The following is a 13,482-nucleotide window of genomic DNA, read 5'->3' on the forward strand; positions in this document are numbered from 1 at the left end:
AAACGCCCGGTTACATTCCGAACCCGGAAGCTAAGCCTTTCAGCGCCGATGGTACTGCAGGGGGGACCCTGTGGGAGAGTAGGACGCCGCCGAACTCCCGCCCTTTTAGCTCAGTCGGTAGAGCGTCTCCATGGTAAGGAGAAGGTCAACGGTTCGATTCCGTTAAAGGGCTCCATAGAAAACAAAGAAGGCCCCCGCCATCAGGCGGGGGCCTTCTTTGTTTTCAGTTCAAGTATGTGGTCCCTGCTCCCCCGAAGGGAGCAGGGACCCGCTCGTCTCTGTCGTCAGATGGCCTTCAGGGGCTCCTGGAGGCGCATGGCCAGGATGGCCATGTCGTCGGAGGCGGGCTCCTGGGCGAAGCGTTCCACGGCGCGGAGGATGCGGGCGGCGACCGCGCCGGCCGTCAGGCCCGTACACGTCTTGAGGACCTCGATCAGGCCGTCGTCGCCGAGCATCCTCGTGCCCTCGCGGCGTTCCGTGACGCCGTCCGTGACGCAGAGGAGGACATCGCCCGGTTCCAGGGTGATGGTCTGCTCGTACAGCTCCAGGTCGTCGATGACGCCGAGGAGCGGCTGCGGGTCGGCGGCCGGGACGACCGTGCCGTCCTGGCGCAGGCGCAGCGGCAGCGGATGGCCGGCGCAGACGACCTTGAGGATGGCGGAGCCGTCCTCCTGGGGCCACATCTCGCCGTACAGGAGCGTCAGGAAGCGGCTGCGGGCGCCCTCGTCGAGGATCGCCGCGTTCAGGCGCTCCAGGACAGCCGGGCCGCCGAAGCCCTCCCTGGCGAGCAGGCGGAGGGCGTGACGGGCCAGGCCCGTGACGGCGGCGGCTTCCGGGCCCGTACCGCAGACGTCGCCGATGGCGAAGCCGTAGGCGTTGTCGCGGATCGGGAAGAGGTCGTAGAAGTCTCCGCCGACCTCGTTGCCCTCGCCGGCCGCGCGGTAGATGACCTCGACCTCGACGTTGTCGATCTGGGGGAGGCCGGGCGGCAGCAGGCTGCGCTGGAGGGACTGGCTGATCGCCATGCGCTCCGAGTAGAGGCGGGCGTTGTCCAGGGCGAGGGCGGCTCGGCGGGAGAGGTCCTCCGCGAGCTCCAGGATCTCCTGGCGGAAATGGTCGTCGGAGGGCTTGCCCAGGGTGAGCATGCCGATGACGCGGTTGCGGGCGACCAGAGGCAGGACCACCGTCTCGCCGCCGACCGCGGCGGCCGTGGCCAGCGTGGTGTCGATGCCGGCGGACAACGGGCCGCTGCCGTGGCCGAGTTCGCGCATCGAGGTGCTGAGCGCGGCGCGGTGGGCGGCCTCGCCCGGGGCGGTCCAGACGCGGGCGCCGGGGGTGGGTACCGGGTCCGGCGGGGCGATGGAGGACAGCAGGGCCTTGAGTCCGTCGATGCGGTCCTCGTCCTCGTGCAGAACGTACGAGAGGTACGGGTCCGAGGCCTGGTCGGCGATCGTGTAGACGGCGCACCAGGTCGCGAGGGTCGGGACGGTCATCTGGGCCATGAGGGCCAGGGTCTGGTCGCGGTCGAGGGTGCCGGCCAGCAGGTCGGAGGCCTCGACGAGGAAGCTGAGGGAGCCGCGGCGGAGCCGTTCGAGCTCGCCGAGGCGGGCCGACTCGACGGCGAGCGCGATGCGGTCGGCGGCGAACTGGAGGCGCAGGGCCTCCTCGTTGGAGTAGCGGTTGGAGCCTTCGGCGGCGACGCCGAGAGAGCCGGTGAGGCGGCCCTCGACCTTGAGCGGCACCGTGACGACGGAGCGCATGCCGGTGCCTTCGAGGAGCGGTACGGCGCCGGGGACGGCCGCCAGGTCCTCGTGGACGGCCGGCATCCTGGCGGAGCCGTAGCGGCTTGCGCCGGTCTCCACGGGGACGCGGGCGAAGCGCTGGCGGGCGGAGGGGAGTCCGGTGGTGGCCCGGACCTCCAGCTCGGTCTCGTCGTCGGTGGCGAGCAGGAGGAAGGCGGAGTCGCCGTCGAGCATGTCGCGGGCGCGCTCCACCGTGCGCTGCAGGAGGCCGTCGAGGTCGTCGGGGGCCGGGGAGCCGATGAAGACCTCGAAGGGGTCCGTGGCGCGGTTCTCGGCGCCCGGGTCGGATACCGCGGGGCGCTGCGGGGTCTGGAGGATGGCGCGTTCGTACTCCCGTACCAGCAGGCAGACCGTCGAGGGTTCGCCCGCGGCGTCGCGGACACGGAGGTGGGAGGCGTAGACCGGGATGATGCGGCCGTCGGCGCAGCGGACGCCGTAGCTGCCCTCCCAGCGGGAGAGGCGCAGGGCCTCGGCGAGGCCGGTGCCGATGCCGGGGGTGTGCGGCCAGGCGGCAAGGTCGCCGAGGGGCTTGCCGGTGACCTGCTCGGCGGCGTACCCGAAGAGCTCCTCGGCGTCCTCGTTCCAGGACGTGATGGCGCCGCCGCGGTCGATCTGGGCGACGGCGACGCGGACGCGGCTGTCGGCGGTGGGGAGGAGGGCGTCGGGGAGGACCGGTCCGGCGGAGCGGGTGCCGATCGGGCGCTCGGGCAGATCGAGCTGGAACCAGACATGTTTCCGGGAGGGCGTGTACTCGACGCCCCAGCGGGTGGCGAGGGCGGCGCACAGGAGCAGGCCCCGGCCGTTCTCGCGGTCGGGGTGGGCGAGGGTGCGGCTGCCTTGGACGGGGATCTCGCGTTCGGGGTAGCGGTCGGCCACCTCGACGCGGATGCCGTCCTCGCTGCGCAGGCACAGGACGTCGGCCGCGGTGCCGGCGTGGATGACGGCATTGGTGACGAGTTCGCTGGTCAGGACGACGGCGTCGTCGACGACCTCGGCATACCCCCAGCCCTGGAGGGTGTCCCGGACGAAGGCGCGGGCGGTCGCGACGGACCGCCCCACCGGGTCGAAGGTGGCAGCCGCCCGCGCGGTGATCACAGAACTCCTCGTACGCGTCTCGACGCCCGGCTCCGCCATGGTTCGGTCTGCCCCTCCCGCTGCGCCCGGTGGTCGTTTCGCGCCACCCCGCCCCCGCCGGGCGGCCCGGGGCGGTTGGACAGCCGGATGCCAGGTTACTTACCTTCGCTGTCCGAGCGGATGCCGGTCGCAACTGTTTCCGTCCCACGGGGACGGGGACGCTATGCGAAGCTGCCGAACTGTTATCGCCAGGTTCGGCTGCGGTGAAACACTGGGCAGGCTTGTGGTGACGGCCCGGGCAGTACGGTCAACCCCTTCGGGAGGGACACGGTGGAGTCTGGCACGGCGGCGCGGCGCGGTGGTGGTGGCACGACGCGCGCGAAGGGCGGACGGCCCCGGAGCGGTGAGACGGTGCAGGTGGACGCGGCGGCCATGGAGCGGCTGCTGGCCGCCCTGGTGTCGATGCGGGACGGGAACTTCCGTAAACGACTGACCGTGTCCGGCGACGGGATGATGGCGGAGATCTCCGCCGTCTTCAACGAGGTCGCGGACCGGCAGATGCATCTGACCGGCGAGTTGTCGCGGGTCAGGCGCATGGTGGGGCGTGAGGGCAAGCTGTCCGAGCGTCTGGAGGCCGGTCCCAGCGAGGGCGCGTGGCTGGCGGCGATCGAGGCCGCGAACGCGCTGGTCGACGACATGACGCGGCCCGTCTCCGAGGTGGGACGGGTGCTGTCGGCGGTGGCCGAGGGTGACCTGGGGCAGCGGATGGACCTGCGGTCCGAGGGGCCGGAGGGCCGGCCGCTGCGCGGGGAGTTCCTGAAGGTCGCCCGGACGGTGAACAACCTGGTCGACCAGCTGTCGGCGTTCACCGACGAGGTGACGCGGGTCGCACTCGAGGTCGGTACGGAGGGCATCCTCGGCGGTCAGGCCCAGGTGCGTGGAATGTCCGGTTCGTGGAAGGACCTCACGGACTCGGTCAACACGATGGCGTATCGATTGACCGCGCAGGTACGTGACATCGCTCTCGTCACGACGGCGGTGGCCCGGGGTGATCTCTCCAACAAGGTCACGGTTCATGTGGCCGGCGAGATGCTGGAGCTGAAGAACACCGTCAACACGATGGTGGACCAGCTGTCGTCGTTCTCCGCCGAGGTGACGCGAGTCGCCCGCGAGGTGGGCACCGAGGGCGAGCTGGGCGGTCAGGCGGAGGTCGCCGGGGTCGGCGGTGTGTGGAAGGACCTCACGGACTCCGTCAACACGATGGCGGGAAACCTCACCAATCAGGTGAGGGGTATCGCCGAGGTCACGACGGCGGTCGCCAACGGCGATCTGACCCAGAAGGTCACGGTCAGCGCGCGCGGCGAGGTCGCGCAGCTCGCGGACACGATCAATCAGATGACCGAGACGCTGCGGACGTTCGCCGACGAGGTGACCCGGGTGGCGAGCGAGGTCGGCGCCGAGGGTCTGCTCGGCGGTCAGGCGCAGGTGCCCGGCGCGGCCGGCACGTGGAAGGACCTGACCGACTCGGTCAACACCGTCTTCCGGAACATCACCACGCAGGTGCGGGACATCGCCCAGGTCACGACGGCGGTGGCCAATGGTGACCTGTCGCAGAAGGTCACGGTCGACGTGGCCGGCGAGATGCTGGAGCTGAAGAACACCGTCAACACGATGGTGGACCAGCTGTCCGCGTTCGGTTCGGAGGTGACCCGGGTCGCGCGGGAGGTCGGTGTCGAGGGTCTGCTCGGCGGCCAGGCGCACGTACCGGGCGCGGCCGGGACCTGGAAGGACCTGACCGACTCGGTGAACAACGCGTTCCGCAACCTGACGGGTCAGGTGCGGGACATCGCGCAGGTCACGACGGCGGTGGCCAATGGTGACCTGTCGCAGAAGGTCACGGTCGACGTGGCCGGCGAGATGCTGGAGCTGAAGAACACCGTCAACACGATGGTGTCGCAGCTGTCGAACTTCGCCGACCAGGTGACGCGGATGGCGCGGGACGTGGGCACGGAGGGCCGCCTCGGCGGTCAGGCGCGGGTCGACGGTGTCTCCGGTACGTGGAAGGAGCTCACCGACTCCGTCAACTTCATGGCCGGCAACCTGACGTCCCAGGTGCGGCAGATCGCGCAGGTCACGACGGCGGTGGCGCGGGGCGACCTGTCGCAGAAGATCGACGTGGACGCGCGCGGCGAGATCCTGGAGCTGAAGAACACCATCAACACGATGGTCGACCAGCTGTCCGCGTTCGCGGATCAGGTGACCCGGGTGGCCCGCGAGGTGGGTACGGACGGGCGGCTCGGCGGTCAGGCGCAGGTGCCCGGCGTGGCCGGTGTGTGGCGGGATCTGACGGACTCGGTGAACGGCATGGCCGGGAACCTCACCGCTCAGGTCCGCAACATCGCGGGCGTCGCCACGGCGGTGGCGCGCGGTGACCTGTCGCAGAAGATCGACGTGGACGCGCGCGGCGAGATCCTGGAGCTGAAGAACACCCTCAACACCATGGTCGACCAGCTCTCCAGCTTCGCGGAGCAGGTGACGCGGGTGGCCCGTGAGGTGGGTACGGAGGGCATCCTGGGCGGTCAGGCCGAGGTGCAGGGGGTCTCCGGCACCTGGAAGGACCTCACCCAGTCGGTGAACTTCATGGCCAACAACCTGACCTCTCAGGTGCGGAACATCGCCGAGGTCACCACGGCGGTCGCCAAGGGCGATCTGTCGAAGAAGATCACCGTCGACGCCAAGGGCGAGATCCTGGAGCTGGTGACGACCGTCAACACGATGGTCGACCAGCTGTCCAACTTCGCGGACGAGGTGACGCGAGTCGCCCGCGAGGTGGGTACGGAGGGCATCCTCGGCGGTCAGGCGCGGGTGCGCGGGGTCACCGGTATCTGGAAGGACCTGAGCGACAACGTCAACCTGATGGCCAACAACCTGACGAGTCAGGTGCGGAACATCTCCCGGGTCTCCTCGGCGGTCGCCAACGGCGATCTGACGAAGAAGGTGACGGTCGAGGCGCGCGGCGAGGTCGCCGAGCTGGCGGACACGGTCAACACGATGGTGACGACCCTGTCGTCCTTCGCGGACGAGGTGACGCGAGTCGCCCGCGAGGTGGGTACGGAAGGGGAACTGGGCGGCCAGGCAACGGTTCCGGGTGTCTCGGGCACCTGGAAGGACCTGACCGAGTCGGTGAACTCGATGGCCTCGAACCTGACGGGCCAGGTGCGCCAGATCGCCGCCGTCACGACGGCCATCGCCAAGGGCGACCTGACCAAGAAGATCGACATCGACGCGCGCGGTGAGATCCAGGAGCTGAAGAACACCATCAACACGATGGTCGACCAGCTGTCGTCCTTCGCCGAGGAGGTCACGCGCGTGGCCCGCGAGGTGGGTACGGAGGGCATCCTGGGCGGCCAGGCGCGCGTCCGGGACGTCGACGGTACCTGGCGCGACCTGACCGAGTCCGTGAACGAGATGGCCGGGAACCTGACGCGGCAGGTGCGCGCGATCGCGGCCGTCGCCACGGCGGTGACGCGGGGCGATCTGAACCTGAAGATCGACGGCGTGGACGCGGCGGGCGAGATCCAGGCGCTCCAGGACAACATCAACACCATGATCGCGAACCTGCGCGACACCACCCTCGCCAACGAGGAGCAGGACTGGCTCAAGGGCAACCTGGCCCGGATCTCCGGCCTGATGCAGGGCCGGCGCGATCTGGACGACGTCGCCTCGCTCATCATGAGCGAGCTGACCCCGGTCGTCTCCGCCCAGCACGGCGCCTTCTTCGTGGCGATGCCGACCGTCTCCGCGAGCGCCGAACTCGGCCGGCAGGGGGAGAACGCGTACGAGCTGCGGATGCGCGGCAGTTACGGCTATTCGGCCGGGTCGATGCCGACCTCGTTCCGGCCCGGTGAGACGCTCATCGGGACGGCGGCCGAGGAGAAGCGGACGATCCAGGTCAATGTGCCGCCGGGCTATCTGAAGATCTCCTCCGGGCTAGGCGAGGCCGCCCCGGCGCATGTGATCGTCCTTCCCGTCCTCTTCGAGGGGAAGGTGCTCGGTGTGATCGAGCTGGCCTCGTTCCAGCCGTTCACGCAGATCCAGCGGGACTTCCTGAACCAGCTCGCCGAGCTGATCGCCACCACGGTCAACACCATCAGCGTCAACACCAAGACCGAGGTGCTGCTCAAGCAGTCCCAGGAGCTGACCGAGCAGCTGCGCGAGCGCTCGGCGGAGCTGGAGCACCGGCAGAAGGAGCTCCAGGGCTCCAACCTGGAGCTGGAGGAGAAGGCCGAGCTGCTCGCCCGGCAGAACCGGGACATCGAGGTGAAGAACACCGAGATCGAGGAGGCCCGGCAGGTCCTGGAGGAGCGGGCCGAACAGCTCGCGGTCTCCATGCGGTACAAGTCCGAGTTCCTGGCCAACATGTCGCACGAACTGCGGACTCCGCTCAACTCGCTGCTGATCCTGGCGAAGCTGCTCGCCGACAACGCGGACCACAACCTGTCGCCCAAGCAGGTCGAGTTCGCCGAGACCATCCACGGCGCCGGTTCCGATCTGCTCCAGCTGATCAACGACATCCTCGACCTGTCCAAGGTCGAGGCGGGCAAGATGGACGTATCGCCGACCCGTATCGCGCTCGTCCAGCTCGTCGACTACGTGGAGGCCACCTTCCGGCCGCTGACCGCCGAGAAGGGGCTCGACTTCTCGGTCCGGGTCTCGCCCGAGCTGCCCGCCACGCTCCACACCGACGAGCAGCGCCTGCTCCAGGTGCTGCGCAACCTGCTGTCCAACGCGGTGAAGTTCACCGACTCGGGCGCCGTGGAGCTGGTCATCCGGCCGGCCGGGACGGACGTACCGCAGTCGATCAGGGAGCAGCTCCTGGAGTCCGGTTCGCTGCGCGACCCGGAAGCCGATCTGATCGCGTTCTCGGTGACGGACACCGGCATCGGGATCGCCGCGGGCAAGATGCGGGTGATCTTCGAGGCGTTCAAGCAGGCGGACGGCACGACCAGCCGCAAGTACGGCGGTACGGGCCTGGGCCTGTCGATCTCCCGGGAGATCGCGCGGCTGCTCGGCGGCGAGATCTACGCGGCGAGCGAGCCGGGCCGCGGCTCCACGTTCACGCTCTACCTGCCGCTGAGCCCCAGCGAGCTGCCCCCGCACGGCTACGGGCCGGGGGAGCAGGGGACGGTGGACCCCCGCACGGGTCTGGAGGACGGCTCGATCGACGAGATCCTGCCGCCGTTCCCGCCCACGCCGATGGCGGCCGATCTGCGCTCCGGCGCGGGGGCGCTGTTCCGGCACCGGCGCAAGGCGGTGCAGCAGTCCGCGTACGACGAGCGGCAGCCGGCGCTGCCGGGCCAGCCGGCCCGTGGCGGTCAGGGCGAGCAGGGGGCCGACGAGGACCGGGTGGAGGCCGAGCCGCGCCGTACGTTCCTGTTCGGCGGCGAGAAGGTGCTGATCGTGGACGACGACATCCGTAACGTCTTCGCGCTCACCAGCGTCCTGGAGCAGCACGGACTCGCGGTCCTGTACGCGGAGAACGGGCGGGAGGGCATCGAAGTCCTGGAGCAGCACGACGATGTGACGGTCGTTCTGATGGACATCATGATGCCCGAGATGGACGGATACGCGACGACGACCGCGATCCGCCGGATGCCGCAGTTCGCCGGGCTGCCGATCATCGCGCTCACCGCGAAGGCGATGAAGGGCGACCGGGAGAAGGCGATCGAGTCGGGCGCCTCCGACTACGTCACCAAGCCGGTCGACCCCGATCACCTGCTGTCGGTGATGGAGGAGTGGATGCGCGGCAACGGAAGCGAGGGTTGTTGACGCACTGTCGCCGCGGGCGTGTGAGAGGGCGGGATTCGGGGAACCTTCTGGTCTCTCACCACGTTTCTGCTACGTGCACAGTGACATCGTGGTGACAGGGTGTGGCGACAGGCGGGGTGCGGCTACCATGACCGGCACAAGGACGGACGGCGCATGGGAGTCGTCTTCTGGGGCGGCGCCCGGTGCTTCCCTCGGCTCGGCGAGTCGGGGAGAGCCGATGCCGGGGCGAGGAGGACGGGGCATGGTGCAGAAGGCCAAGATCCTCCTGGTCGATGACCGGCCGGAGAATCTGCTGGCGCTGGAGGCCATTCTCTCCGCGCTCGATCAGACGCTGGTGCGGGCATCGTCCGGGGAGGAAGCGCTCAAGGCGCTGCTGACCGATGACTTCGCGGTCATTCTGCTGGATGTCCAGATGCCAGGAATGGACGGATTCGAGACCGCCGCGCACATCAAGCGGCGTGAGCGGACCCGGGACATCCCGATCATCTTCCTCACCGCGATCAACCACGGACCGCACCACACCTTCCGCGGATACGCGGCGGGCGCGGTGGACTACATCTCCAAGCCGTTCGACCCGTGGGTGCTGCGCGCCAAGGTCTCGGTCTTCGTCGAGCTGTACATGAAGAACTGCCAGCTGCGCGAGCAGGCCGCTCTGCTCCGGCTCCAGCTGGAGGGCGGCGGCTCCGGCGGCCACGCCAAGGAGTCGGCGGGGCTGCTCGCCGAGCTCTCCGCCCGCCTCGCGGCGGTCGAGGAGCAGGCCGAGGCGCTGTCCAAGCAGCTCGACGACGACTCGGCCGACGCCGCGGCCGTCGCGACCGCCGCGCATCTGGAGCGCAAGCTCACGGGGTTGCGGCGGGCCCTGGACGCCCTGGAGCCCGGTGCGGGCGGACCGCCCGTGCTGCCTTCGCAGAGCTGACGTGGCGTCAAGGTGTGACCGCCCGCGGTGAGCGGGCGTCAGTTGCACGCCCTGGTACGGACGACACGAACGGGTGAGCCCGGATGGCACGTGTCCCGCGCGGCTCACACCGGTAACCTCAGCATCATGGCCTCACGTACGTCCGGCAAGGGTTCCCAGGGCGCGGCGGGCACCGCGAAGCCGCGCGCCGGCCGTACGAGCGGCGGCGCCGCGAAGAAAGCGGCGCCCGCCAAGCCGCCCGCGAAGAAGACCGCGGCGAAGAAAGCCGCGCCCGCGAAGCGCGCGCCCGCCAAGAAGGCCGCCGCGAAGAAGCCGGCGCCCAAGCCCGCGCCCTCACCGACCGGTGGCGTGTACCGGCTGGCGCGCGGGCTCTGGCTCGGCCTCGCGCACGGCGTGGGCGCGCTGTTCCGGGGGATAGGGCGCGGAGCGAAGGGTCTCGATCCCGCGCACCGCAAGGACGGCCTGGCGCTGCTGCTGCTCGGCGTCGCCCTGGTCGTCGCCGCCGGCACCTGGTCCAACCTCCGCGGCCCGGTCGGCGACCTCGTCGAGATGCTCGTCACCGGCGCGTTCGGCCGGCTCGACCTGCTCGTGCCGCTGCTGGTCGGCGCGATCGGCGTGCGGCTGATCCTCTACCCGGAGAAGCCGGAGGCCAACGGGCGGATCGTCATCGGCCTGTCCGCCCTCGTCATCGGGGTGCTCGGGCAGGTCCACATCGCCTGCGGGTCACCCGGCCGGGGCGAGGGAACGGAGGCCATGCAGGACGCCGGCGGGCTCATCGGCTGGGCCGCGTCCAAGCCGCTGATCTTCATGACGGGCGAGGTCCTCGCCGTACCGCTGCTCGTGCTGCTCACGATCTTCGGGCTGCTCGTCGTCACCGCCACGCCCGTCAACGCCATCCCGCAGCGGCTGCGCGCCCTCGGCGCCCGGCTCGGTCTGGTCGAGCCGGCGTACGACCCCGAGGCCGACGCGGAGGCGTACGAGGACGACTGGCGCGAGACCGGCCCGCAGCCCGCCTCGCGCGCCCGGCGCACGCCCTCCGGCTCCCCGGAGGTGTACGACGTCGACCAGGCCGAGGAGGAGGCGCTCACCCGGCGCAGGCGCCCGCGCAGGCCCTCGGTGCAGCCCGCCTTCGACCGGCCCATGGACGCCGTGGACGTGGCCGCCGCGGCGGCCGCCGCCCTCGACGGGGCCGTGCTCAACGGCATGCCGCCCTCGCCGCTGGTCGCCGGCCTCACCCGCGACGTCACCGCCGCGCGCGGAGCAGCTCCAGCTGTCCGGGGACATCACGTACGCGCTCCCCTCGCTCGACCTCCTGGAGCGCGGCGGGCCCGGCAAGACGCGCAGCGCGGCGAACGACGCCGTGGTGGAGTCGCTCTCCAACGTCTTCAGCGAGTTCAAGGTCGACGCGGCCGTCACCGGCTTCACGCGCGGGCCGACGGTCACGCGGTACGAGGTCGAGCTCGGCCCGGCCGTGAAGGTCGAGAAGATCACGGCCCTGACCAAGAACATCGCGTACGCCGTGGCCTCCCCGGACGTACGGATCATCTCGCCGATCCCCGGCAAGTCCGCGGTCGGCATCGAGATCCCGAACTCCGACCGGGAGATGGTCAACCTCGGCGACGTGCTGCGGCTCGCGGCGGCGGCCGAGGACGACCATCCGATGCTGGTCGCGCTCGGCAAGAACGTCGAGGGCGGCTACGAGATGGCCAACCTGGCGAAGATGCCGCACGTCCTGGTCGCCGGCGCCACCGGCTCCGGAAAGTCCTCGTGCATCAACTGCCTGATTACGTCGATCATGATAAGAGCGACCCCGGAGGACGTCCGGATGGTGCTCGTCGACCCCAAGCGGGTCGAGCTCACCGCGTACGAGGGCATCCCGCACCTGATCACGCCGATCATCACCAACCCCAAGCGGGCCGCCGAGGCGCTGCAGTGGGTGGTGCGCGAGATGGACCTGCGCTACGACGACCTGGCCGCGTTCGGTTTCCGGCACATCGACGACTTCAACGAGGCCATCCGCAACGGCAAGGTCAAGCTGCCCGAGGGCAGCGAGCGCGAGCTGAAGCCGTATCCGTACCTGCTGGTGATCGTGGACGAGCTGGCCGACCTGATGATGGTCGCGCCGCGGGACGTCGAGGACGCGATCGTCCGGATCACCCAGTTGGCGCGTGCGGCCGGCATCCATCTGGTGCTCGCCACGCAGCGGCCTTCGGTGGACGTCGTGACCGGTCTGATCAAGGCGAACGTGCCCTCGCGGCTCGCGTTCGCGACCTCCTCGCTCGCCGACAGCCGGGTCATCCTCGACCAGCCCGGAGCCGAGAAGCTCATCGGAAAGGGTGACGGACTGTTCCTGCCGATGGGCGCGAACAAGCCCGTCCGTATGCAGGGCGCGTTCGTCACGGAGGCCGAGGTCGCGGCCGTCGTCCAGCACTGCAAGGACCAGATGGCGCCGGTCTTCCGGGACGACGTCACCGTGGGCACCAAGCAGAAGAAGGAGATCGACGAGGAGATCGGCGACGACCTGGACCTGCTCTGCCAGGCCGCCGAGCTGGTCGTCTCCACGCAGTTCGGCTCCACCTCGATGCTCCAGCGCAAGCTGCGGGTCGGCTTCGCCAAGGCCGGGCGGCTGATGGACCTGATGGAGTCGCGGAACATCGTCGGGCCGAGCGAGGGGTCCAAGGCGCGGGACGTGCTCGTCAAGCCGGACGAGCTGGACGGGGTGCTCGCCGTCATCCGGGGGGAGAGTACGGAGTAGGGCCCGTGCCCCGGGCGGCGGCCCTGGCCATAACGAGACCTGGCCGAGACTCACTCGTAAGGGAACTTGGGCAACCGTTTCCCTTGGGCGTACGTCAAGTTGGAGGGAGGGACAGCATGATGTCCCAGCCTCATGGCGTACAAACAGCGTATGCCCGGTTGCCCCACCCTTTCGTACCACCCATAGACTGAGCATCCAGCAGGTGGTTACACGCTCGAAAGGCGCTCTCGTGTCCATCGGCAACTCCCCCGAATCCCCCGAAGACGACCGGAACTTCCCGGCAGACGACCGGGATTCGATCGGTCGCGCCCTCCAGCAGGGCCGGATCGCCGCCGGTCTCACCGTCGACGAGGTCAGTGCTTCCACGCGGGTCCGCATCCCGATCGTGCACGCGATCGAGGAGGACGACTTCTCCCGCTGCGGCGGAGACGTCTACGCCCGCGGGCACATCCGCACGCTCGCCCGCGCCGTCGGACTCGATCCCGCGCCACTGATCGAGCAGTACGACGCCGACCACGGCGGACGGCCCGCGCCCACCCCCGCGGCGCCGCTGTTCGAGGCGGAACGCATCCGCCCCGAGCCGCGCCGCCCCAACTGGACCGCGGCGATGGTCGCCGCGATCGTGGCCGTCGTCGGTTTCGTCGGCTTCACGATGTTCAACGGGACCGATACGACGGACGGCGCCGGTGCCGTCGCCGAGGGCCCGGCTCCGGAGAAGAAGACCACCTCTCCGACCACGAAGCCGACCACCGCCCCGCCGCGCCCGGTGCCGAGCGCCATCGCGGCGGTCCCGAAGGACAAGGTCACGGTCAAGCTGACCGCCACCAACGACAAGAGCTGGATCTCGGCCAAGGCGAGCAACGGCAAGCTGCTCTTCGACGGGCTCCTGCTCGAGGGCGAGTCCAAGACCTTCCAGGACGACGAGCGGGTCGACCTGATCCTCGGCAACGCCGGTGCGATCGAGCTCTTCGTGAACGGCAAGAAGATCGAAGAGAAGTTCGAATCGGGTGCCGTCGAGCGGCTCTCCTACGCCAAGGGCGACCCCGAGGCCGGATGATCCCGCCGGCGACCGTCGCGCAGGTGAACCCTGCGCGGCGGGGGTACGG

Annotated in this window: 5 protein-coding genes, 1 tRNA gene, 1 rRNA gene and 1 pseudogene; 6 read left to right on the forward strand and 2 right to left on the reverse strand. The window is 69.9% G+C overall.

Annotation, left to right across the window (positions count from 1 at the left end):
- Both rrf and AB0F56_RS21565 read left to right on the forward strand, forming a co-directional pair.
- Positions 1-95, forward strand: a 5S ribosomal RNA gene (gene rrf / locus AB0F56_RS21560); the annotation flags it as partial.
- A 4-nt stretch (positions 96-99) separates the two neighbouring features.
- Positions 100-175: transfer RNA gene (locus AB0F56_RS21565), tRNA-Thr, on the forward strand.
- A gap of 109 nt (positions 176-284) precedes the next feature.
- Here AB0F56_RS21565 and AB0F56_RS21570 read toward each other — a convergent pair.
- Positions 285-2,936: a SpoIIE family protein phosphatase gene (locus tag AB0F56_RS21570; protein ID WP_362012028.1), complete on the reverse strand. Its 2,652-nt coding sequence runs from the start codon at positions 2,934-2,936 to the stop codon at positions 285-287.
- 270 nt (positions 2,937-3,206) lie between these two features.
- On the opposite strand from AB0F56_RS21570, the gene AB0F56_RS21575 reads away from it, so the two are divergent.
- Entirely contained in the window at positions 3,207-8,705 is a 5,499-nt protein-coding gene (locus AB0F56_RS21575) for a HAMP domain-containing protein (protein ID WP_362012031.1), read from the forward strand.
- 241 nt (positions 8,706-8,946) lie between these two features.
- Positions 8,947-9,621: a response regulator gene (locus AB0F56_RS21580; RefSeq protein WP_315893446.1), complete on the forward strand. Its 675-nt coding sequence runs from the start codon at positions 8,947-8,949 to the stop codon at positions 9,619-9,621.
- A 104-nt stretch (positions 9,622-9,725) separates the two neighbouring features.
- Here AB0F56_RS21580 and AB0F56_RS21585 read toward each other — a convergent pair whose 3' ends face one another.
- Positions 9,726-9,944 (reverse strand): hypothetical protein, encoded by a 219-nt coding sequence (locus tag AB0F56_RS21585; protein WP_362012466.1) that lies wholly within the window; start codon positions 9,942-9,944, stop codon positions 9,726-9,728.
- Positions 9,945-9,969: 25 nt separating this feature from the next.
- Here AB0F56_RS21585 and AB0F56_RS21590 point away from each other — a divergent pair.
- Positions 9,970-12,376: pseudogene (locus AB0F56_RS21590) on the forward strand (DNA translocase FtsK).
- Positions 12,377-12,605: 229 nt separating this feature from the next.
- Positions 12,606-13,433 (forward strand): helix-turn-helix domain-containing protein, encoded by an 828-nt coding sequence (locus AB0F56_RS21595; protein ID WP_362012034.1) that lies wholly within the window; start codon positions 12,606-12,608, stop codon positions 13,431-13,433.
- Positions 13,434-13,482 lie beyond the last annotated feature (49 nt).

Source organism: Streptomyces sp. NPDC026092, assembly GCF_040638605.1.
Taxonomy (GTDB): Bacteria; Actinomycetota; Actinomycetes; order Streptomycetales; family Streptomycetaceae; genus Streptomyces.

Bases quoted from the DNA above. Each gene is read 5' to 3' on its own strand.
- AB0F56_RS21580 (WP_315893446.1), top strand. From the start codon at position 8,947: ATGGTGCAGAAGGCCAAGATCCTCCTGGTCGATGACCGGCCGGAGAAT.
- AB0F56_RS21570 (WP_362012028.1), bottom strand. From the start codon at position 2,936: ATGGCGGAGCCGGGCGTCGAGACGCGTACGAGGAGTTCTGTGATCACC.